This window comes from Sphingomonas lacunae (assembly GCF_012979535.1).
Lineage (GTDB): Bacteria > Pseudomonadota > Alphaproteobacteria > Sphingomonadales > Sphingomonadaceae > Sphingopyxis > Sphingopyxis lacunae.
Genome location: NZ_CP053015.1, coordinates 1,993,249 through 2,015,161 on the forward strand (window position 1 = coordinate 1,993,249; position 21,913 = coordinate 2,015,161).

Sequence of the window (21,913 nt, forward strand, 5' to 3'; positions counted from 1 at the left end):
CGAGTGTTGCGGGATGTACCGCAACCGCTCAGTTGTAGTCGATCACAGCGTCGCGACGCAAATCGCGCAGATAGCGTTGCGCTCGGCGGTTGACCCGGTCTTGCCGCAACCGTTCGGCAATGTCCTCGGTCGATGGCAAGGCTGCCTGTTCCGGCAGATCACGACCGCACAAGACCAAGACGCTGACCCCCTGCTCACGCGAGCCAAAGGGCGGCGTCACCTGGCCGACCTGCAATTCGGTCAACAAGGCCTGGAGCGGCGGCGGCAGGTCGCGCATGGAGATCTGATCCCGGCTCAGCACATCTGCGCCAAGTGCGGCTGCCACTTCTTCAGCCTGGCCGCACCCTGCGATGGAACGGGTGCGCGTGGTAAAGGTCGATGCCAGTTCAGTCGCCTGTGTCGGCGTGACTCCGGGCGCAAACGCCAATGAAATCTGCTTGAGGCTGAGCACAGCATCGCGCGGGTCAGCAGTCAGCACGCTGCGCTGGTCAATCAGATAGAGAATTGAAACGCCGCCGGGGACTTCGATCGGCCCCGCCAATTGGCCGGGCTGCATCGATTGGGCCGCTTCGGCCAGCGATGTCGGCAATTGGTTCAACCGAATCCAGCCAAGATCGCCGCCGACCGAAGCGGTTGACGCGTTTGAATAGCGGCGGGCCAGATCCTGAAAATTACCCGAACCGTCGCCCAGCGCCTGGAGGATGCGGCGGGCGTTCTCGGCAACCGCCTGAATCGTGTCAGGCGTAGCGGCCAGATAAATTTCGCCGATGCGATATTCCTGGGTGCCGCGTTGGGCCTCCAACCGCTCACGCATCGAAGATACTTCTTCGGTGCTGACATTGGTAAAGGGGTCGATGTTGCGTGCCAGCAGTGATTGCCAAGCCTGATCGGCCTCGATCTGGCGCTTCATGGCGCGGGCCGAGGCACCATTGGCCGCCAGGAACTGGGTGAACTGTTCGGGTGATTGACGCAGCTGGGCGGCGATGCGGGCAAACTCCCGATCAATATCGGCCGCCTCAATCTCGATCTTGCTCGCCTTCGCTTCCTGAATCTGCAGGGTCTCGTCGATCAGCTGGCTGAAGACCTGCAACCGTACCCGCTGGATTTCTTCGTCGGGCAACTGACCATTGTTGGCAATACGAACCAGGGCGATGCGCTGCTCAACGTCAGTCGCGGTAATAATCTCACCGTTGACCGTGGCCGAAGGTCGATAAACATTGCTGTTGGCATTGCCGAGGATCTGTGCGTCCGAAGGAATGCTGAGACCAGCTTCCGGCATGACCGTATCGGTCACTGTTTGCGCCGTAACGGAACCGGCGACGAGAGCGGCGAGCGCCGTAGCGGTTGCCGTGCGGGCAGTAATGGAACGCAGCAGGGTCGAAACGGCCGACAAACGAGCGATGGTCATGATGATACGGGTCGTCCTGTATAGCGGCTTCGTGCCATTCCGGCCGAAGCGGAAATGCGCCCTTGCCACTTGGGGCCTGAACGCAAGCTGAGCCATGACGGGGGAATTCAGGGCTCTGGGCAAAACGTTTACACGCCAAGATTGCGGAATGCCAGCCTAAGCAGGAACGTATTGCCGCGTCGGGCATCGCCGGTATCCTGATAGTCGCGCCGCCACGTCAGGCCGATCGAGACGCAGTCATCGTCATAGGCAACGCCCAACCGGTGGCGGATCGGGGTGAATCCGTCGGCTGACGAGGCCGGATCTTCGGCCTTGTCGGTCAGGTCGATAATGGCCGAACCGAACAGTGACCAGTATCGGGCGAAGCCAATGCGTCCGCCCACCCGCACTTCCTCCCGATCCCGCAAATCCTCGCCGAGCGTCGCAATATCCCGGTTGAGCCTGAGATAGCCAATCTCGGCATAGGTGCGCCGTGTGCCGACCGTTGCGTCAATCTCGTTGCGCCGCACAGCGCCGCTGTCCTTGTCGAGCCGGAAACGGTGCGTCAGTCGGATGACATTGCGCAGTGCCACCGTTGTGCGGCCGACGATATCTGACGTGCGATCGGTCAGTCCGGTACCATCGGGAAACAGCGATCCCTGATTTGAGAGGCGATAGCTCTGGGCAACTTCGCTGGTGATGGCGAAGCCCGGCCGGTTAAAGGCCCACTCCACACCATAGGTGATGCGCCCGCCATCTTCGAACCGGTCATGGCCGGGGAACCGGTTAATGGCAAAAATGTTGCCATCTTCCAGTTCAAAGGCGCGGCTATCTTCATTGGGGATGGAGACATTGTCCACCGGTGATGCTGCAACGATCTGTACCCTGGGCGTCAGTCGCTGGTTGCCACCAGCGAATGTGCCTACCAGAGGCCAGCTGACGTCGATCGCTGCGGCGGCAAAGGCTCGCGCCTGCCAGCCATCGTCACCCCGATAGGAAGGAACCGAGGTCGCGGTTATATTGTCGCTGTGGTAGATGTCGCCCCGGCCTAGCGCCGTCAACTGGATAACCTGTCCCATCGGTGTAAGGCGGCGCCAGTCCCATTGGGCGCTGCCGAAAAGTCGCTGGGTGTCCTGTCCCGATGTCCGGGTCAGCGCCAGACTGTTGGCTTGCAACAGGAAGAGTCCGCCAGCCCAAGGATCGGCAATGCGTTGGCGGAAATCGATGGCAGGCAGGGCAATGGCCTGTTGCCCCTGGGAATCGCCAACACGCAGGCTTTGCACCGCCCATCCGGCAATGGTCAGATAGCTGGAACCGCCGTTTCGGTTAAGGCTGAACGTGGATCGCAGCCGGTCATCCCGGCTGATGTCATAGCGGCGCAGGAAGGTTCGGTCGGTTGTTACACGGGCCGATGCGGACAGGCTCCACCGCGGATCAAACTGAAAACCACCCGTGGCATCGATATAGCCACGAAAAGCATCCTGTCCCGCAGTTGTCGGGGCACCCGAGACAGACACTCGTTCCGAATAGGTCGCGTAACCATGGACTTGCCAACCACCCCGCGCTGACAATCCGCGCAGCCATGCTTCTGCCATGGGCGCTGCTCCCGAATAGAAATGCGGGGAAATCATCAAATCGTGGCTACTGTTGATGCGCCAATACCACGGAATCTCAATCTCCACGCCATTGACCCGGTCCACCCGGAAATCGGGGACAAGGAAACCCGATCCAGCTCGATTCGAGGCGGGATGGGAAAGGCCGGGCAGCGGCACAAGCGGGAGCCCGAACAATTCGACCCGGGCGCCGCGATAGCGGATCCGATCATTGACCCGATCATAACTGACACGCACTGCACGGACTTGCCAGCTGGGTTCTTTCGGACAGCCATTGTCGTCCTCGACCGCACAGGGAGAGTAGGCCGCGCGTTCCAACTCCATGTCACCATTGGCCAGCCGAACGCCGCGCTGCGCCACCAATCGGCCACCACCGTCGAAAACGACGAGCAGATTTGCAACGGCTCCATCGCGCAACGTGTCGGTCAGTTCGACAGAATCGCCATAGGCAGTGTCTCCCTGCGGACTGGTCAGAGCCACATTGCCGCTGGCTGTGACGCGCCCACTGCGCCGGTCCCAGACAACCTGATCAGCCCGCAACCGCCATGCTTCCCTTTCCAGCTGCACATTGCCTTCTGCGGTGATGACGTCAGCTTCATTGTCGTAGCGCACTTCGTCAGCGGCGAAATCGATGCTGCCGGATTCGCTTTGGGGCGGGGCGTCCGCCAGTTGCTGCGGCTGTGCCTCCGCCTCTGCCTGCTGAGCGCCTGCCCAAGCTGGCATGCCTATCAAGCCCAGGGCCAGGGCCCAGGCTGATACGTGCCTTTCCAGCCGGCCGGGCCGGCGGCGCAGGCAACCACTCAAGCGGGTGGGAGCTGGCGACATCATGCGCTCGAACAATCCTTCATTCTTTCTGTCACCCGATGCGGCCGAAATCTTGTCCGTTCAGACCAAATAGGTTGCACCGCATTGTCTGGCGCACCATGCGGCACCCTGAAAACCGGCATGATACCATGGTTGCCTGCTAATAACCCCCTCTGGGGGCTTTGCAACTCGCCAGCGTACCCACTATCTCCGCTCCTGCGCAGATCGGCATCCAGTGGCGAGGTGCGCGATTGTGATGCTTTGGCTCCGGGCTGTGGGCTGGATCAATCTATTGATTAGAGGATGAATTTTATGATCATCGAATTTGTTTCCGGGGGTGCGGCTGATCGCGATGTGCTGGTTGTGCCGGTCAGCACTGGCGGGCTTGCCGCAATAACCGACCGTCTGCCCGAATCTTTTCGCTCGCTCGCCGCAGGTGCTGCGGCACAAGCCCGATTCGATGGTGCCGCCGGAACCAGCTTGGAAGCCTATAGTGGACAGGGCGCTGTTGTCCGCCGACTGTTGTTGGTTGGCATCGGCAATGGAGATGACGCAGCCTATGAAAAGGCGGGCGGCGCGGTGTCTGCCCGGCTTCTGGTCTCTGGCGCTGAATCGGTTCATGCTGACCTGTCCGGTGCCAGCGCCCAGGCCGCTGCCCGTTTCGCTCTGGGTGCCGTGCTGCGTGCTTGGCGCATTGACCGCTATCGCACGCGCTTGCCGGTCAACCAGAGACCGACGCTTGCGGGCATTGCCATTGCCGGTTGCGAAGAAGGGGCGGAAGCCGCTTGGGCAAAGTTGCGCGCCGTTGCCGAAGGTGTGGCTTTTACCCGTGATCTGGTTTCGGAACCGGGCAACATCATTTACCCTCAGAGCTTTGTTGATCGCTGCTCCATCCTCGCTGAATCGGGGGTTGCCATCGAAGTGCTCGATGAAAAGCAGATGACCGATCTTGGAATGGGAGCGTTCGTTGGCGTTGGCCAAGGGTCGGTTCGCCCGCCACGCCTGCTCAGCATGGTGTGGAAAGGGGAAGGGGCCCCCGAAGGCGCGCCCCTGGTGCTGATCGGCAAGGGCGTGACATTTGACACTGGCGGCATCAGCATCAAGCCGGCCGCTGGCATGGAAGACATGAAATGGGACATGGGCGGCGCCGGTGCTGTCGCCGGGACCATGCTCGCACTGGCCAGGCGCAAGGCGCCGGTCCATGTGGTTGGAGTCTGCGCCCTGGCGGAGAATATGCCGGACGGGAATGCGCAGCGGCCGGGTGACATTGTCACAACCCTGTCAGGCCAGACGGTGGAGGTCATCAACACCGACGCCGAAGGCCGACTGGTCTTGTGCGACGCGATGACATGGGCGCAGCGCAAGTTCAAACCGGAGACGATGGTTGATCTTGCAACGCTGACCGGCGCGATGATCATCAGCCTTGGCAAGGAACATGGCGGCCTGTTCTCAAACGATGATGGACTTGCTCACGCGCTGACCTCCGCTGGTGTGGCGGTCGGCGAGAAACTCTGGCGCTTCCCGCTTGGTGAAGCTTATGACAAGCTGATCGACAGTCAGATTGCCGATATGAAGAATGTCGGTCCGCGCGATGGCGGTTCGATTACGGCCGCACAGTTTCTGCAGCGCTATGTCGAACCGGGCGTCAAATGGGCCCATCTCGACATTGCCGGCATGGTTTGGTCTGACAAGGATGGCCCGACATGGGCAAAGGGTGCAACCGGCTATGGCGTGCGTCTGCTCGAAGCCTTTGTCGCGGCCCAGCAGGAAGCGTGACCGGCCAAGGGGAGGGGCCGGCGGATGGCGCGGGTTGATTTCTATCATCTGACGCGTGACCCGGCGCCTCTGGTTCTCGCTCGCCTGGCTGAACGTGTCCTGACGAGCGGGGATCGTTTGCTGGTTGTATCTGGCGAAAGGGCGATAAGTGAAACGGTCGATGCGGCATTGTGGGCTGCAATTCCGGAATCCTTCCTCGCTCACATGCCCGCCGGATCGCCGTTGGCCGAGCAGGTGCACGAACCCGTGATCTTGGCCGATAATCTCGAACTTGTCGGCCCATCGGCGCCGTCGATCGTTGCTCTGGCCGATGGGCAATGGCGCGACGAGGCCCTCGGATTTGCCCGGACCCTGTTCCTGTTCGACGGTAGCCGCATTGATGAAGCCAGAGCAGCATGGCGCAGCCTGTCCAAGCGTGAAGGCATTTCATGCCATTATTGGAAACAGGATGATGCCGGACGATGGAAAGAAGGCCCATGACCGGCCGCCTCTTGTCAGGTTGGCAAGGCATCCCCCATATCATCCGGCAAACAGGCTGAGGAGGAAGTCCATGAACGGAAAAACGATCGCCCGTATGCTCGCCTTCCTGCCGTTGGCGCTGGTGGCTGCCTGCAATCAGGAACCGCAGGATCCGGCCAAGGCCGCAGAGGCAAAGATGGCTGCGATTTCCCGCCCTGATCCGCGTCTGCCCGTAGGCTTTCCCATTTATCTGGGTGAAGATGGCGCCCGGGAATTTGTGGTCGAAGATGTGCCGACCGGTGGCAAGATCGCGACATTTTCGATCCACGCCCGCCCCTTGGCCGTCCGGAATTTTTATGAGGAAAGGGCAAAAGCGGCCGGCATGACTATTGCCGGGCGTATGGACGGTGGCGAGATCGTCTCGGTTGAGGCCCGGAAGGAGGGCGGCAATCCAAGGACTTTTGGTGCAACCGCCTTGCAAAAAGGCGAATTTACCAATGTGACGCTGATGTTCGATGTCACCAGTTGAAGGCAGAGTGGGCTTTCAGGTGCATGCCGCGCTTGCGCGACGGCTGGTTGGCGGCTAGGGGCGCGGCCAACAACAAGCGGTTGCATCCCATGCAGTCGCGATCACAGAAGCAGGAGTTCTCCCATGGCGGTTACCCGCACCTTTTCGATCATCAAGCCTGATGCCACCCGTCGCAACCTGACGGGCGCTGTCACCAAGATGCTGGAAGAAGCTGGCCTGCGCGTCGTTGCTTCAAAGCGCATCCACATGACCCGTGAACAGGCCGAGGGTTTCTATGCGGTTCACAAGGAACGCCCCTTCTTTGGCGAACTGTGCGATTTCATGATGAGCGAGCCGGTCGTCGTGCAGGTTCTTGAAGGTGAAGACGCCGTCACCCGAAACCGCGACATCATGGGTGCCACCAACCCGGCTGACGCCGCCGAAGGCACGATCCGCAAGACCCACGCCTTGTCGATCGGTGAAAACACCGTCCATGGTTCGGACTCGGACGAGAATGCCGCGATCGAAATCGCCTTTTTCTTCAAGCCGGAAGAAATTGTCGGCTGACATTCTTCGGTAGAGACCAAGCAAAAGGGCCGCCGGAGAAATCCTGCGGCCCTTTTGCTTGGCCTTTCCCTCTCGGTCATCCTGCTGCAAAGGATGGCGCGAGGAGAATCCAAGATGCGTCAGCCGTTCCGTGTAACCCTGCTTGCTGGTGTCGCCGGGCTATTTGCCATGGCGAGCCCGGTCCTGGCTCAGCAACAGCCGGCCATTTCGGCAGAGGCGATCAGTGCCGATACCCGAACCCTGGCGGATGACAGCTTTCTCGGGCGTGCGCCCGGCACGGCGGGTGAACAATTGACCATCGACTGGTTGGTGCAGCGCCTGCAATCCCTTGGCCTCGAACCAGCCGGTCCTGACGGCAGCTGGACGCAGGTCGTGCCGTTGGTCAGGACACAATTGGTCGACGGCAACCTGTCGATCGTGACGCGAGCGGGTGAGCGGCAATTGGCTCGGCCCGATGACATTTATGTGTCGACTGTGCATCCGGTCGATCATCTGCGTATCGATCAGGCCCCGATCATCTTTGTTGGCCATGGTGTCACAGCGCCCGAACAAGACTGGGATGATTTCAAGGGCGTTGATGTTCGTGGCAAGGTGGTTGTCTTCCTGGTCAATGACCCTGATTTCTCGGCGGCTGAAGGGGAGGATGCGTTTGGGCGCTTTGGCGGGACGCGCATGACCTATTATGGACGCTGGACGTACAAGTTCGAAGAAGCGGCACGGCGCGGTGCGATTGCGGCCCTGATCGTTCATGATACGCCGGGGGCGGGCTATGGCTGGGACACGGTCAAGGCACCCGCAGGAGAGAATTACGACATTGTTCGCCCGAAACCCAATGATCGGGTGTTGTTGCAGGGTTGGTTGTCCGGCCAGGCGGCGGTTGACCTGTTCGCGGCATCGGGACTGGATCTGGATGTCATGCGCCGCGCCGCGCGGAGCAGGGCGTTCCAGCCTGTTGAATTGACCGGGCAGAGATTTTCCGCCCAAATGTCGGTTGCCCAATCGCGGGTCGAAAGTCGCAATGTCCTTGCTCGCATAGCTGGTGCAACACGACCCGGGGAGGTTGTCATCTATGGCGCGCACTGGGACGCCTATGGCGTTGGCGCACCAGCAGAAGATGGCACGACCGTTCGCGCTGGTGCGAATGATGATGCGCTCGGCGTTGCCGGCTTGCTGGAAATCGCTCGTCTCATCAAGGCTGGCCCGCCACTGGCGCGTACGGTGGCCTTCGGTTTCTGGACCGCAGAGGAACGCGGCCTTTTGGGTTCGGAATATTTCGCCGCTTCTGCTGTTATCCCGTCTGAGACAATCGTGGCCAATGTCACGCTCGACATCATGAACACCGGCGGACCTTCGCGCGATGTCATGCTGGTGGGCCATGGGCAGAATGAACTTGAACAGGATTTGGCGAGGGCCGCTGCCGCGCAGGGAAGGCGAGTGACCCCAGAAACCCTTCCCGAACGTGGCCTTTTCTATCGCGCAGATCATTTCCCATTGGCCCGGCGGGGCGTTCCGACCCTGTTGTTCATGCAAATCAGTGGAGCCCCGGATCTGGTCGAGGGCGGACGCGAAGCCGGAGAGGCTTGGCTTGCCGGTTATATGCGTTGTTATCATCAGACCTGCGACCGCTGGACCCCGGACCTGGACTGGCGCGGTGTCGAACAGGATGTCGCGCTGGCCTATACCGTCGGCACCGGCATCGCCAATTCCGATCGCTGGCCTGAATGGTCACCGACCAGTGAGTTTGCGCGCCTGCGCCCGCCGCGTTGAAGAGCACACAGCACCGGAACTGTCCTGTTCAGCCGAAGTTGTGCCTCAGCGTCAACGTCGCCGTGACATGTTTGTTGCGCTCACGGAATTCGATGGCAGTCGGCACGAGCGTGCTCCGGTCAGGCGCAAAGAATGTGCGGGTGCGCGTGGCGGGAACATCGGCCAGGTTATCGAGGCTTAGGCTGAGCGTTGTCTGGCGTGTTGGCCGCCACTCGGCAAAGGCGACAAGATAGGGCTCGCGCCCGTTAAACCGGTCTTCCTCGTTGCGCCGGAAAAAGGTTCCGGCCGGTTGTGCATAATAGGCAAGGCCCCATGCAAACTTGCCGAGATCCTGGCGGAACTCCACGTTGAGATTCCAACTGCCATACCCGCTGAAGGGCCGGGCTTCCCGGGTATAGGGGTCGATAACGCTACTGTCCTGCAACGTGCCGTTGACGGTCAGTCGCCCGCCGTTGATCCCGACGGGCGCGAGCGGCAGGTCGGCCACTGCTTTGACGAAAAGCAGGGTCCCGCTGCCAAGATTGCCCGGAGCATCAAATCCCTCTGGTGTCGGGACGCGATCCTGCAACAGGCTGATGTGTTGGTAGCCGCCTTCCAGTCTCAGCTTGCCATCGCCCCAGACAGTGCGTTCAACTGATCCGCGCAACTCCCAGGCACGCTGCGGCAGCAGATCGGCATTGCCGCCATTGACCCGTTCGTTGGTCAGTTCGGCGAAGCTGATGAAGTCCTCGAAATTCAGCTGTGCCACTGTTCGGGTTGCTGCCAATTGCAGATGCCAGCCAGTTGCCGGACGCCAATCCAATGATGCCTTGGGTTTGAGGAACGACAGGCTTCGTTCCGAGCGGACGTCACCACGCACCGTCAATCGCGACGCCTCATAGGTCAGGCCGACATCAAGCCGCATCCGGTCGCCCAGTGATCGCCCTGCATTGGCAAAAACCTCCCCGCGATGTTCGGTGACCACCGCCTGATCAATGGGCAGGTCAATGCGGGTCCGACCTCCGTTCTGCCCGATTTCTTCAAAGGTGACATCGCTGTCGAGCTGGTTGAGAGCCCCTTCGACACCGGCCTCGACCGACCAGCCCGCAACGTCGCGCCGCGACCAGACCGCGCGCAGAACCGACTCTTCGCGTTGATAGACGATCGCTTGGGTGAATCCGCCAACAAGCGCGCTACGCACCCGCAAGGCAACATCATCCTCATTGGTGATGCGCTGTCTGGTTATCAGACCAATCAGTTTCAACCCGCCGCCTGCCAGCGGACGGGTCACGTCGCCACCCAGTTCGAACAAGGTCCGTCGCCTGTTCTGGAACAGCAGGTCGTCCCGCACCGCGCCTACAGAAGGAAAGACATCATTGCTTTGGTCCAGATCGAACCAGCCTCTGGCGAGACGGAAATTGGCATGTGCGCCACTTGTTTCGTCACCAGCCAATTCCCAGGAACCAGTCAGATAGGCTTCCCGTTCCTCAATGTCGTTCACCTTGCGGCGGTATTCGATCAATCTGCCAGAGGGGAAAGCGGTGATCGTGTCGCTGCCTTCTTCGAGCTGCCGTTCATTGTCATAGCCGATGGCAACATTGAAGGTGCTGGGGCCACGGCGGATCAGTGCAGAACCGCTTGCTTCGGGGGTCAACCGGCCATCATGGTCGACAGAGGTCCGGATGGTGACAGTGCCAGCAACGCCGCCACCATCGGCCAACACCAGATTGACCACCTGATTCTTGCCTGAAAATTCCGCGCCAAACAGGTCGCCTGGGCCAATTTCTACACGCAAGACCCTGCTGGCAGGTATGCGGCCGAGAATGGTTTGCAGTGAGTCGCTCTTGGCACTGGGCCGCGAACCGTTGATGACCAGATTTCCGGCCGCCTGGCCAAAACCGCGCACGTCCTCGTCCGTGTCTTGCAGGCTGAACCCTGGAATGCGTTCGACAATGTCGAGCGCGCTGGACGGTGCGAATCCCGCAAAAAAGCCGACCGCATAGACAGTCCGGCCGTTGGCATCCACCTCTTGCGCGTCAACAGGGCTGGCAATCGAGAGGGCAGCCAATGTGACAAACGAGCCGCATGTCAGAGCGATGCCGCTGCGGGTGGTATGAGCCATCGCCAAATTCTCCGAAAATCCGAATGCGTTGACTTGCTGTATTGCTAGAATAACACAGTAAGTCAACAGCAGGTGATGGCCATGTGCCGTTTCAACGAAATCGGCTGACGCCTGTGGCCGGCTCAGTTGGCATCCATGTCCCGTTTGACCCAATCGGCCAATGTCCTGGGATAGAGCTGATGTTCGGCGATCAGCACCCGTTCGGCCAATGTGACCGCCGTGTCGTCGGGCAGGATGGCCACGGGCGTCTGGGCCAGCACTTCCCCATCATCAAGCACGGCTGTCACCAGATGAACAGAACAGCCACCATGACGGTCTCCCGCCGCCAGGGCGCGGGCGTGGGTGTCGAGCCCCTTGTATGCGGGAAGCAGAGATGGATGGATGTTCAACATCCGCCCGGCCCAGCGCTCGACAAGGCCGGCGCTGAGGATGCGCATATAGCCCGCCAGCGCTATATAGCGGGCCCCCGAACTTTGCACGGCCGCCTCCATCGCTGCATCATGCTCTTCGCGCTGCATTCCCTTGGAGGAAAGCGCAAAGGTGGGCACGCCTTCACCCCTGGCCAGATCAAGGCCCGGCGCGGATGGCTTGTCAGAAGCGACCAGAACCACTTCATAAGGGCAATCCGCAGCCCTGCTGGCATAAAGCAGGGCCGCCATGTTGCTGCCTTTGCCGGAAATCAGAATGGCGACCTTGGCTTTGCGCATCATGCGCCACCCGGGCCGGGGAGGCAGCGGGGCCTAGTCAACATGAGTCGCAGTCCAGGCGCCCCTACCGGCCCAGGTTTCGTCACTGCCCCGAACGGTGCAGCCCCTTGGTCCTTCGCCCACATGGCCGAGCAGGTGGACAGTCTCGCCAGCGGCCTCAAGAGCAGCTGTGACACCGGCAACATCCTCAGCTGCCGCAACAACGGCCATACCAATGCCGCAGTTGAAGGTGCGGGCCATTTCACCCGGTTCGATATTGCCCTGTGCCTGCAGGAACGCCATCAGGCGCGGTTGCGGCCACAGATCGGCATCGATGCTGGCGTGCAACCCGTCCGGCAGGACCCGCGGAATATTTTCGAGCAGGCCGCCCCCGGTGATATGGGCCAGCGCATGAATTTTGCCCTGACGGATCAGCGGCAACAGCGATTTCACATAAATGCGGGTCGGGGCCATCAGCGCATCAATCAACAGGACGGTCTGGTCGAACAGCGCCGGACGATCCAGCTTCCACCCCTTGTCCGCCGCCAACCGACGGACCAGCGAATAGCCATTGGAATGAACGCCCGAAGAGGCGAGGCCAAGGATCACGTCGCCTGCCGCCACCTTGTCCGCCGTCAGCACCTGATCGCGTTCGACCGCGCCGACACAAAAGCCTGCCAGGTCATAGTCTCCATCGCTGTACATGCCGGGCATTTCGGCAGTCTCGCCGCCAATCAGCGCGCAACCGGCCTGCTTGCACCCCTCGGCGATACCAGCCACGACCGCGGTCGCCACATCATTGTCGAGTTTGCCGGTCGCGTAATAGTCCAGGAAGAACAGCGGTTCCGCTCCCTGGACAACCAGATCGTTGGCGCACATGGCGACAAGATCAATACCGACACCATCATGTCGGCCACTGTCGATGGCCAGCTTGAGCTTCGTTCCCACGCCGTCATTGGCGGCAACCAGCAGGGGATCGTCGAACCCGGCAGCTTTCAGATCGAAAAAGCCGCCAAACCCGCCCAGTTCGGCATCGGCACCGGGCCGACGTGTTGACTTGGCCAGCGGGCCAATAGCCCGAACCAGCGCGTTGCCTGCGGCGATGGATACACCCGCTTGCGCATAGGTGTAGGATTCATTCTGGGGCTGCTTTTCGCTCATGTGATGCCGTTAGCCACATCGGGCTTGGATTTCCATTGCGATATGGCCAAAAGGGCGCGGTGATCGATATTGACCTCCTTTCGCGGCACCTGCGGCAACGCAAACCGCTCACTTGGCTTGCCGCTGGCTTGGCGCTGGCCATTTTGGGTGGCGGAGTTGCTGTCGTTGCCCAGATCGAGGGTGACCGCGGCATTCCGCCAGTCAACAGTTCCAATGACTTGATGGTCACTGGCATCCAGGTGGATGTGCGCGCTGATTCGGCGGACGAGGCCCGTGAAAAAGGATGGCAGGAGGCCCAGCGGAAGGGTTGGGCGGCCCTTTTCAAACAGGTCAATGGCGGTGCCTCAGCACCCGGACTGCCTGATTCGACTCTCAATGGAATAGTCTCTGCCATTGTCGTGGAGCGCGAACAGATTGGCCCGGGGCGTTACATTGCGACGCTCGGGGTGCAGTTTGATCGGGCCCGCGCTGGCCAGATCTTGGGCATATCCGGCCGCATTTTCCGGTCGCCGCCCTTGCTGGTCCTGCCGGTTGTTTATGAAGGCGGCATACCACAGAGCTTTGAACAGCGCAGTGAGTGGCAAAGGGCATGGGCTCTGCTGAGGACGGCCGACAGTACCATTGACTACGTCCGGACTTCGGGCAGGGGCGCTGATCCGTTGCTGCTCAATCCTGGACAAATGCGTCGTCGCGGGCGGATCTGGTGGCGGGAACTGCTCGACCAATATGGTGCATCCGATGTGCTCATCCCTGTTGTCAGGATAGAGCGCATGTGGCCGGGCGGACCTCTCGTGGGCTATTTTTCTGCCCGCTATGGTCCGGATAATGAACTGCTCGGTTCCTTCACGCTGACTGCTCGATCGCCCAATGGTCTGCGGGCGATGATGGTGGAAGGGGTGCGCCGGATTGACGCCATCTATGTTGGCGCACTTGCTGATGGCCGTTTGCGCACGGACCCGTCGCTTATCATCGAGGAACCGGTTGATCCGGACGAGATCGAACAGTCTGTTGAAGAGGAAGAGTCGACCGAAGCGGGCGATGCCGCTGGGACTGAGAGGGATGCACAGCCACAGGCCAGTGAAGTCGCGGCGGCTCGTGATTATTCGGTACAGGTGGAGACGCCGGATTCACTTGCGGTGATTGCCGTCGAAGCCCAGTTGCGTGGAATTGGCGGGGTGGAATCAGCCCAGACCAGTTCGATGGCCATCGGGGGTGTGTCGGTGGTCCGTGTGCGTTACCGCGGTGATTCCGCGGCACTGCGCGCTGCCTTGCAGGCGGCGGGTTACCGAGTCTCTGAAAGTGGCGGGACTTTCCGGATCAGCCGATGAGCGCCTGTGACGCCTCTGGCGAAAGTCGTGACCTTTTTGGACAAAGCCTGTCTAGGCGAACGCGGTCATCGGCGCGGCAACTTCCCTTGCCCCTTGCCTGGTCACAGGGCGGAACAGACGTCACCAGCTTTCAGGTCGGAGCCAGCAACCGCCAGGCGGTGGAGCACCTGCAACGCTTCGGTGATTGGACATCGCCAGCCTCAGTGTTGATTGGCCCCGGGCGGTCCGGGCGATCGACCTTGGGCAGGATGTTCCTGGCGGCAGGGGCCGGAGAGCTGATCGATGGCTTGGCAGGCGCGGATGAGGAGCTGGTGTTTCACGCCTGGAACCGTGCTCAGACCAACGGACACAAGCTCTTGATCATTGCCGACAGCGAGAATGACCTGTCTGCCATCCGCCTTCCGGACCTTGTGACGCGAATGGCGGCGACTCCGCTGGTTTGTATCGCTGCGCCTGATGCCTGCCTTGTTCGCGACCTCATTGAACATTTGTTGGTGCAGCGCGGCCTGATGCCAGCACCCCAACTTGGCAGCTATGTCGCAGCCCGGCTGGATCGCAGCTATGTCGCCATTCATGCTGCGGTCGACGCGATAGATGCAGCATCGCTTGCCAGCGGCAGCCAACCTGGCATCCGAATTGCTCGGACAGCGTTAATTGATTCCGGTTTATACATGCCCGATGCCACAGCCAGCGACTCTCCGGAGGAATTGTGACTGACGCAGGGAATCATCCGGCGACCGAAGCGGGCATGAAGGATGGGGCCATCGCCGGGCATGCCGGCTTCGCCGGTCCGCGCTATTTCAATCGCGAGTTGTCATGGCTGGCGTTCAACCGGCGGGTGATGGAGGAAGCGCGGAATCCGGCTCATCCGCTTCTCGAACGGCTGCGTTTTCTGTCCATCTCGGGCAACAACCTCGATGAATTCTTCATGGTCCGCGTGGCCGGCATCAAGGCCCATCAGTTACAGGGGATCGAGCATCCTTCGCAGGACGGACTCACCCCGTCGCAGCAACTGTCCGCCATTCATTCTGCCTCCCAGCAACTGGTTGCGGAACAGCAAGCCGAATGGCCCGGCCTGTCGCGCGAACTGGCAACCCGCGGCATAGAGGTGATCCATGATGTCGAAGCGGCGGCCCGCCTGCGCGACACGCTGGAATCGCATTTCATCGAGCAGATCTTTCCTATTCTAACGCCACAGGCACTTGATCCCGCACACCCCTTTCCCTTCATCCCGAACAAGGGATTGGCGGTGATTTTCGACCTCGTCCGCGACGTCAATAATGAAGCGGTTCGCGAGCTGGTCATGATCCCGCCGACGCTCCCCCGTTTCCTGCGCGTGCCGGGACAGGCCGCCATCTATATCGCCGTCGACACGCTGGTGACCCTATTTGCCGACCGTCTGTTTCCCGGCTTTCATGTACGTTCGCATGGTCGGTTCCGCCTGATCCGTGACAGCGACATTGAAATAGAAGAAGAAGCGGAGGATCTGGTCCAGCATTTCCGTACGGCCATCCGGCGGCGGCGGCGGGGCCGCATCGTTCTGTTTGAATTTGACGCGGCTACGCCTGACTGGCTGGTTGACGAGCTGTTGGATCATGCCGCCGGACAGGAACCCGAGGTTCTGCGGCTGCGTGGTTTCCTGGGGTTGGCAGATCTGTCACTGATCGTGGCCGAAGACCGACCCGATCTCAAGTTTCCGCCCTTTGCTGCCCGTTTCCCTGAACGCATTCGGGACCATGGCGGGGATTGCTTTGCCGCCATCCGGTCGAAGGATATTGTTGTTCACCACCCGTATGAGAGTTTTGACGTCGTCCTGTCCTTTCTGCGCCAGGCAGCAGCAGATCCGGATGTGGTGGCGATCAAACAGACATTGTACCGGGCCGGGGATCAGTCACCAGTGATCCGCGCACTGATCGAGGCGGCGGAAGCCGGCAAGTCGGTGACTGCGGTGGTCGAGCTCAAGGCGCGGTTTGATGAAGAACAGAATCTGCATTGGGCCGGTCAGCTTGAGCGGGCCGGCGTGCAGGTTGTCTACGGTTTTATCGAGTGGAAAACCCACGCGAAAGTTTCGATGGTCGTCAGGCGGGAAGGCGGCGGATACCGTACATATTGCCACTTTGGGACCGGCAATTATCATCCTGTCACGGCGCGGATCTATACCGATTTCAGCTTTTTCACCGCCGATCAGCGGGCTGGACGCGACGCCGCGCAGCTGTTCAACTACATCACCGGCTATATTGAACCTACCCGGCTGGAAATGCTTGCCATGTCCCCCATCGGCCTGCGCAAGCGCCTGATGGAGCTGATTGACGCGGAAATCGCACATGCCCGGGCGGGGCAGGGCAGCGGGATCTGGGCCAAGATGAACAGTCTTGTCGATGCGAGCATCATTGAAAAGCTGTATGAGGCCAGTGCTGCCGGGGTGCCGGTTGAGTTGATTGTGCGCGGCATTTGCTGTTTGCGGCCGGGTGTGCCGGGGCTGTCAGATACTATCAGGGTCAAATCGGTGGTTGGCAGGTTCCTTGAACACAGCCGGGTGTTTGCCTTTGGCAATGGGGCTGCCTTGCCGACCCGCAATGCAAAGCTGTTCATAAGTTCGGCAGACTGGATGAACCGCAACTTCGATCGGCGCGTGGAATATATGATTCCGATCGAAAATCCGACCGTGCATGATCAGTTGCTGGATCAGGTGCTGGTCGCCAATCTGCTCGATAATGAACAAAGCTGGGTGCTGGGGAGTGATGGCCGTTACAGTCGTACCCAACCGGGTGACAAACCCTTCAACCTGCATCGCTATTTTATGGAAAATCCCTCGCTTTCGGGTCGGGGAGAAACGTTACGCCGTCGCAAGGATGTCCCCAAACTAGATGTGACCCGTTGGCATGGTTGAACCATTGAACGGCAGGCGAGGGGTGCTGAAGATCGCGTCGGATGGGTCGCGCCGCGCGGCCATCATCGATATCGGGTCCAATTCGTTGCGATTGGTGGTTTACGCAGGTCCCGCTCGCGCGCCTCAGCCAATTTTCAACGAAAAGCTGATGGTCGGTCTTGGATCGGGTCTCGCGACCAGCGGGGCCATCGAACAGCGCGCCTTTGACCGGGCCATCAAGGGTTTGGCACGTTTCAAGGCGCTGGTCGAAGCCATGGAGATCACCGATTTGCGGTGCGTCGCCACCGCTGCCGTGCGCGATGCGAGCAACGGGTCGGCCTTCATCGCTGCCGCCAATGGCCTGGGGCTAGACATAGAATTGCTCTCTGGCCGGGACGAAGCCCGGGCTTCGGGCATGGGTGTCATTTCCGCCATCCCCGACGCCAATGGCATTGTTGCGGATCTGGGTGGGGGAAGCCTTGAATTGGTTCGAGTCCGGGATGGCCGGACGATGCATCACACCAGCTTTCCTCTGGGCGTATTGCGGCTTGAGGCCTTGCAGCAAAAGCATCGCAACGGTTTTGCCCGGGCGATCATGAAACGTCTGGCCAAGGCAAACTGGCCCGGCGAAGACACGGGCCTGCCCCTTTATCTGGTCGGGGGTTCTTGGCGCGCTCTCGCCCGCTACGACATGATGCTGGCGCGAAACGCCATGCCGGTGGTTTCGGGGCATGTCATGCCGGTATCGACTGCGCTCAAGCTGCATCGCCGGCTGCGCTCGGCCAGCCCGGTCGAGCTTGCCCGCATACGCGGGCTGTCGTCCGCCCGGGTTGGCACAATTCCGGCTGCGGCGGCATTGCTGATTCCGCTTGTCCAGCAATTGCAGGTCAGTCAGCTCATCGTCTCCGCCAGCGGCCTCCGCGAAGGGCTTCTCTATCAGGATTTGCCGGCCGAGGTTCAGGCACAGGATCCGCTGGTGGTGGCGGCCGAATCTGAAGGACGCCGCTTTGCCCGCTTTGCTCCCCACGGTGCGCTGATTGATGCGTGGATATCGCCGCTGTTTCCGGATGATCCTCCGGCTGATGCGCGGCTTCGGCTGGCGACCTGCTATCTTTCTGACATCGCTTCAACCGCCAATCCGGATTTCCGGGCCGACCGGGCGCTGGAGATGGCTTTGCACGGTCACTGGCTGGGCATAGACTTGGCGGACCGCATGGTTCTGGCACAGGCCCTGTTCAGCAGTACAGGCGGTGGTCTGATCCACCCTTTCAAGGTGCCACGTGATCCTGCCCTGATCGCTCGCCTCGATCGGGCGGCCCGGTGGGGATTGGCCATACGTCTGGCGCAGCGCCTGTCAGGCGGAACGGCATCCGCTTTTGCGGCCACGCGCTTGTCCCGCGGTGAAAAATCGCTGCGTTTGCATCTTGATCGGGATGGCACCGGTTTTGCCGGGGAACAGGTGGACAAGCGCCTGCGTCAGTTGGCCGAATCCCTAGGTCTGAGCAGCCGCATCGAATCGGCCAGCAACGCCGCCTGAACAGTCAGCTCTGTTCAGCCACACCGTAGCGAGACAACTACCCCATCTTCATCCAGATCGGCTGTCATCCGGTCTGCGCGGAAATCCATGGTGACGGCCATGCCAGGCTCAACCCAGCGCACCGACGCGGCGCCGCTGCGACGGGTCACTTCTTCGCGAACCGTGTCATTGGCCCGCAGGCCCACATAATTCTGGACCAGGCTTTGCCCACACATGTCACCATCATCCCTCAGGGAAATCGGCTCACGCCGGCCAATCTGATAGGGTGCTGGTTCACTGCTCGCACAGGCGGCCAAGCCTGTGAATGCGAGGACAGAGAGAGCGAAAATGTGGATAGTTCTGCCGGACATTGTCATTTTCCTAGTCTAGCCCGGGGCTGCCATCGCCGATCCGCCCTGAATGGACGATGACTGCTCAAGCGTCTTCGGCAACGGCTGTCCGGGTCATCTGCAACTTGCCATTCTTTACGGTGAAACCGAGCCGGCCTTCGACGAGTTCGAGAGCGTCATGGCCGAAAATGTCAAATCGCCAGCCGGTCAAGATCGCCAATCCGTCACGCACGCCGGCCGCCAGCAGTTCGAGTTCATCGGATCGCGCCATCAGTCGCGCGGCCACGTTCATTTCGCGCGCCCTGATCTTGAGCAGCAGTTTGAGCAAGTCAGCTACCAGCGCGCCTTCCTTGCCAAGGCCCGGTGCCCGCGGGGACGTACTGGGCAGGTCATGGCGGTCCATCGGTTCGGCGGAAGCGAGTGACTGCATCAGCCGCGCGCCAATGTCATTGTTTCTCCAACTGGAGGACAGACCGCGAATTTTGCCAAGATCGTCTTGTGTGCGTGGTGGATGGGCTGCCAGTTCGGCCAGCGTCTCATCCTTGGCGATGCGGCCACGGGGCAAATTCTTTGATCGCGCTTCGCGTTCACGCCATGCCGCGACCGCGCGCAGCCGGCCAAGCACCTCGGGTTTTCTCGACTGGACCTTGACGCGCGACCATGCGTCATTGGGATCGAGTGCATAATTGGCCGGGTCGGCCAGTTTTTCCATTTCTTCGTCGAGCCAGTGGCCGCGACCGGTAGCACGCAACTTGTCGAGCATCATGGGAAAGATTTTCGCCAGATGGGTCACATCGGCGATGGCATAATCGATCTGGCGCTTGTCGAGCGGCCGCCGTGACCAGTCGGTAAAACGGGCGCCCTTGTCGAGGCTGATCCCCAGCCAGCTTTCCACGAGATTGGAATAGCCAAGTTGTTCTGCCTGGGCCAGGGCCATGGCGCCAACCTGAGTGTCAAATATGGGATGCGGGGTTTTGCCGGTCAGATTGTGGATGATTTCCACATCCTGCCCGCCGGCATGAAAAACCTTCAATATGTCTTCATTGTTGACGAGCAGGTCGAGCAGGGGTTGCAGGTCAATCCCATCGGCCAGAGGGTCAATCGCCGCCGCCCTCTCCGGCGTTGCCACCTGTACCAGGCAAAGCTCCGGATAATAGGTCGATTCGCGCATGAACTCTGTGTCGACGCAGATGAATGGTGCGGCGCAGATATCGGCGCAGAATGCAGCGAGCGTCTCGCTGTCGGTGATCATCAAATGCCCTGTCATGAAAAGGCTTTAATGCGTTTCTTTGAAGGTTTGAAGCCCATGCTTGCGATCATGTTTCGAAACGATCCGAACAGCCCCGACCCAAGCCTGGGGCTCAACTGCCGAACAGCAATGCTATGCCAGCGTTGAGCCGGTCTCCCTTTGGCTTGGACGGCCCAGCATGCACACCAGAGCAGCCGCCGACGTGCCGATCAGCAATTGCCAGGGAAATGCCAAGGACTTCCATCCGGCGGGCAGGCCCAGACTGTCGACGATATAGGCCTGCTGTATCAAGGTTACACCAAAGCCCGCTGCCAGAGCCAAAATGACCGATCCCGACGATCCGCGCCGGGAAAAGAGCGCGACGCCATAGACGCCCAACAGCCCAGAATAAGCGAAGGCCATGACCGAAAGCACAAATTCCAGGAGAGGCATGTCGGTATAGCGTTGCCACCAGAAACACAGCACCGCCATGCCCAAAAGCGCGATCGCCAATATCACCACCATCAACCGGCCTGCGGCAACAAAATGCCCTTCATCCGGCTCGGCCCCCTTGAGCTTGAGCCAGGGGCGGTAAAAGTCGCTGATGACAACTGCCGACATGGAGATGAGGCCACTGTTGATTGCCGCAGCCGCGATCACCCCGACGGTTACGAGTCCGCGAATGCCAGGCGGTATCTCGCTGAGGATGAAGGACATGAAGACGGTGATCTTCTCACCGGAAAAGCTGCTGCTCATGGTGGCTCCGGTCGCCGTTCCAACCATCAGGTCAGGCCGTTCGTAAAAGATGTGGAGCAGTGAACCGATCATCAGGAAGATCAGAACCACAGGGATGGTTGCCAACGCCGAGGCAAAAAGTGCCCGCTTCCCCGCCTTTGCATCCTCGCAGGCAAGGAAACGCTGGGTGGTGTCTTGATCAAGCCCGGCATTGCCGATGTTCAGCAACACCACGCCGGTCATTATGGCCAGCATGGAAAAGGGTTTCGTCAGGTCGGTTGACCAGTCGAACAGTCGCAACTTGTCGGTCCCATCGGGTGCATGGCGCAGGGCATCGGCAATCTCAGCCCCGGTCGCCGGTATTCGGTTCCAAAGCAGCCAAAGGACGATTAGCGCGGCGCCGACATAGAGGACCACCTGGACCAGATCGCTCCAGATCACGGCATTGAGACCGCCAAACAATGTAAAGGCCAGCCCGAACAGCATCAGCACCAAGGCGGCAATGAAGATATGCTCTGCGGTCACGTCGAGGAAGATCATCATTGAAACGGCAATGGCCGCCAGATAGAGCCGGGCACCGCTGGCGAGAACGCGCCCGACCAGATACATGGCCGCTGCCGCGCGCCGCGCCTTCGCGTCAAACCGCTGTTCCAGCAGCTCATAGACGGTCGTCACCTGCATCGCGTAAAATCGCGGGATCAGCCAATGTGCCACCACAAAGGCGGCGATGACCGCGCCGATGTTGCTGGCAAGATAGGTATAGTCGCCGCGAAAGGCATAATCCGGCGCACCCAGAAAAGTGGCTGCGGACTGGGTTGTTGACAGGACTGACACTGTCACCAGCCACACCGGCACATGGTGGTTTGCCAGAAAATAGTCGCCTGTGCTGGTCATCGCGCGTCGGCTTGAAAGCCAGCCAGCCAAGGCCAACGCTCCCACATAGCCGCCAACGATTGTCCAGTCCAAGGCGGTAAAGGCCAAGGTCATTCGTTCCATCCCCCCGCATCGGGGATTGCCGCTTTGGCAAGCTTTGGCAAGGGTGCAACGGAAGAACAGGT

16 protein-coding genes and 1 pseudogene are annotated in these 21,913 nt (G+C 60.5%); 9 read left to right on the forward strand and 8 right to left on the reverse strand.

Annotated features, from left to right (window positions below):
• Positions 1-28: 28 nt before the first annotated feature.
• Both GV829_RS09565 and GV829_RS09570 read right to left on the reverse strand, forming a co-directional pair.
• Entirely contained in the window at positions 29-1,408 is a 1,380-nt protein-coding gene (locus tag GV829_RS09565; RefSeq protein WP_169946149.1) for a peptidylprolyl isomerase, read from the reverse strand.
• 128 nt (positions 1,409-1,536) lie between these two features.
• Positions 1,537-3,723, reverse strand: coding sequence for an LPS-assembly protein LptD (locus GV829_RS09570; protein ID WP_246202812.1), 2,187 nt, complete (start codon positions 3,721-3,723; stop codon positions 1,537-1,539).
• Between the two features lie 393 nt (positions 3,724-4,116).
• Between GV829_RS09570 and GV829_RS09575 the strand changes: the two genes are divergently transcribed.
• The 5 genes from GV829_RS09575 to GV829_RS09595 all read left to right on the forward strand — a co-directional run bounded on the left by GV829_RS09575 (position 4,117) and on the right by GV829_RS09595 (position 8,881).
• Positions 4,117-5,580: a leucyl aminopeptidase gene (locus GV829_RS09575; RefSeq protein WP_169946151.1), complete on the forward strand. Its 1,464-nt coding sequence runs from the start codon at positions 4,117-4,119 to the stop codon at positions 5,578-5,580.
• A gap of 24 nt (positions 5,581-5,604) precedes the next feature.
• Positions 5,605-6,060 (forward strand): DNA polymerase III subunit chi, encoded by a 456-nt coding sequence (locus GV829_RS09580; RefSeq protein WP_169946153.1) that lies wholly within the window; start codon positions 5,605-5,607, stop codon positions 6,058-6,060.
• A 70-nt stretch (positions 6,061-6,130) separates the two neighbouring features.
• Positions 6,131-6,568 carry a hypothetical protein gene (locus GV829_RS09585; RefSeq protein WP_169946155.1) on the forward strand — a complete coding sequence of 146 codons (438 nt, stop codon included), beginning with the start codon at positions 6,131-6,133 and terminating at the stop codon, positions 6,566-6,568.
• Between the two features lie 123 nt (positions 6,569-6,691).
• On the forward strand, positions 6,692-7,114 hold the full coding sequence (ndk, locus tag GV829_RS09590; RefSeq protein WP_169946157.1) for a nucleoside-diphosphate kinase: 423 nt from the start codon (positions 6,692-6,694) through the stop codon (positions 7,112-7,114).
• A gap of 114 nt (positions 7,115-7,228) precedes the next feature.
• Positions 7,229-8,881 carry a M20/M25/M40 family metallo-hydrolase gene (locus GV829_RS09595; protein ID WP_246202813.1) on the forward strand — a complete coding sequence of 551 codons (1,653 nt, stop codon included), beginning with the start codon at positions 7,229-7,231 and terminating at the stop codon, positions 8,879-8,881.
• Positions 8,882-8,909: 28 nt separating this feature from the next.
• Here the strand turns inward: GV829_RS09595 and GV829_RS09600 are convergent, their stop codons facing one another.
• The 3 genes and pseudogenes from GV829_RS09600 to purM form a co-directional block, all read right to left on the reverse strand.
• Positions 8,910-10,982 carry a TonB-dependent receptor domain-containing protein gene (locus GV829_RS09600; protein ID WP_169946159.1) on the reverse strand — a complete coding sequence of 691 codons (2,073 nt, stop codon included), beginning with the start codon at positions 10,980-10,982 and terminating at the stop codon, positions 8,910-8,912.
• Positions 10,983-11,119: 137 nt separating this feature from the next.
• Positions 11,120-11,689, reverse strand: a pseudogene (gene purN / locus GV829_RS09605) (phosphoribosylglycinamide formyltransferase); the annotation flags it as partial.
• A gap of 33 nt (positions 11,690-11,722) precedes the next feature.
• Entirely contained in the window at positions 11,723-12,829 is a 1,107-nt protein-coding gene (gene purM / locus GV829_RS09610; RefSeq protein WP_169946161.1) for a phosphoribosylformylglycinamidine cyclo-ligase, read from the reverse strand.
• A 59-nt stretch (positions 12,830-12,888) separates the two neighbouring features.
• On the opposite strand from purM, the gene GV829_RS09615 reads away from it, so the two are divergent.
• From GV829_RS09615 to GV829_RS09630, 4 genes are all read left to right on the forward strand, one after another.
• Complete coding sequence (locus GV829_RS09615) at positions 12,889-14,157, forward strand: heavy-metal-associated domain-containing protein (protein WP_246202814.1); 1,269 nt, start codon at positions 12,889-12,891, stop codon at positions 14,155-14,157.
• A 239-nt stretch (positions 14,158-14,396) separates the two neighbouring features.
• Positions 14,397-14,870 carry a P-loop NTPase family protein gene (locus tag GV829_RS09620; protein ID WP_169946163.1) on the forward strand — a complete coding sequence of 158 codons (474 nt, stop codon included), beginning with the start codon at positions 14,397-14,399 and terminating at the stop codon, positions 14,868-14,870.
• Between the two features lie 35 nt (positions 14,871-14,905).
• The gene (locus GV829_RS09625) at positions 14,906-17,047 is read left to right on the forward strand and encodes an RNA degradosome polyphosphate kinase (RefSeq protein ID WP_169948188.1); all 2,142 of its coding nucleotides are present in this window, start codon (positions 14,906-14,908) and stop codon (positions 17,045-17,047) included.
• Positions 17,040-18,563, forward strand: coding sequence for a Ppx/GppA family phosphatase (locus tag GV829_RS09630; protein ID WP_169946165.1), 1,524 nt, complete (start codon positions 17,040-17,042; stop codon positions 18,561-18,563). Before GV829_RS09625 ends, GV829_RS09630 begins: the two co-directional genes overlap by 8 nt.
• A gap of 14 nt (positions 18,564-18,577) precedes the next feature.
• Here GV829_RS09630 and GV829_RS09635 read toward each other — a convergent pair whose 3' ends face one another.
• From GV829_RS09635 to GV829_RS09645, 3 genes are all read right to left on the reverse strand, one after another.
• A complete protein-coding gene (locus GV829_RS09635) occupies positions 18,578-18,913 on the reverse strand; it encodes an I78 family peptidase inhibitor (protein ID WP_169946167.1) in 336 nt (111 codons plus the stop codon).
• Between the two features lie 64 nt (positions 18,914-18,977).
• Positions 18,978-20,159, reverse strand: coding sequence for a ribonuclease D (rnd, locus tag GV829_RS09640; RefSeq protein ID WP_169946169.1), 1,182 nt, complete (start codon positions 20,157-20,159; stop codon positions 18,978-18,980).
• A 114-nt stretch (positions 20,160-20,273) separates the two neighbouring features.
• The gene (locus GV829_RS09645) at positions 20,274-21,851 is read right to left on the reverse strand and encodes a sodium:solute symporter (RefSeq protein ID WP_246202817.1); all 1,578 of its coding nucleotides are present in this window, start codon (positions 21,849-21,851) and stop codon (positions 20,274-20,276) included.
• Positions 21,852-21,913: the final 62 nt, after the last annotated feature.

Excerpts from the sequence above, each read along its gene's own strand:
- GV829_RS09580 (WP_169946153.1), top strand. The coding sequence starts at position 5,605 with ATGGCGCGGGTTGATTTCTATCATCTGACGCGTGACCCGGCGCCTCTG.
- GV829_RS09570 (WP_246202812.1), bottom strand. The coding sequence starts at position 3,723 with ATGCCAGCTTGGGCAGGCGCTCAGCAGGCAGAGGCGGAGGCACAGCCG.
- GV829_RS09600 (WP_169946159.1), bottom strand. The coding sequence starts at position 10,982 with ATGGCTCATACCACCCGCAGCGGCATCGCTCTGACATGCGGCTCGTTT.
- GV829_RS09630 (WP_169946165.1), top strand. The coding sequence starts at position 17,040 with ATGGTTGAACCATTGAACGGCAGGCGAGGGGTGCTGAAGATCGCGTCG.
- GV829_RS09595 (WP_246202813.1), top strand. The coding sequence starts at position 7,229 with ATGCGTCAGCCGTTCCGTGTAACCCTGCTTGCTGGTGTCGCCGGGCTA.
- GV829_RS09565 (WP_169946149.1), bottom strand. The coding sequence starts at position 1,408 with ATGACCATCGCTCGTTTGTCGGCCGTTTCGACCCTGCTGCGTTCCATT.
- GV829_RS09575 (WP_169946151.1), top strand. The coding sequence starts at position 4,117 with ATGATCATCGAATTTGTTTCCGGGGGTGCGGCTGATCGCGATGTGCTG.
- GV829_RS09645 (WP_246202817.1), bottom strand. The coding sequence starts at position 21,851 with ATGGAACGAATGACCTTGGCCTTTACCGCCTTGGACTGGACAATCGTT.
- purM (WP_169946161.1), bottom strand. The coding sequence starts at position 12,829 with ATGAGCGAAAAGCAGCCCCAGAATGAATCCTACACCTATGCGCAAGCG.
- rnd (WP_169946169.1), bottom strand. The coding sequence starts at position 20,159 with ATGACAGGGCATTTGATGATCACCGACAGCGAGACGCTCGCTGCATTC.
- GV829_RS09635 (WP_169946167.1), bottom strand. The coding sequence starts at position 18,913 with ATGTCCGGCAGAACTATCCACATTTTCGCTCTCTCTGTCCTCGCATTC.
- ndk (WP_169946157.1), top strand. The coding sequence starts at position 6,692 with ATGGCGGTTACCCGCACCTTTTCGATCATCAAGCCTGATGCCACCCGT.
- GV829_RS09625 (WP_169948188.1), top strand. The coding sequence starts at position 14,906 with ATGAAGGATGGGGCCATCGCCGGGCATGCCGGCTTCGCCGGTCCGCGC.
- GV829_RS09585 (WP_169946155.1), top strand. The coding sequence starts at position 6,131 with ATGAACGGAAAAACGATCGCCCGTATGCTCGCCTTCCTGCCGTTGGCG.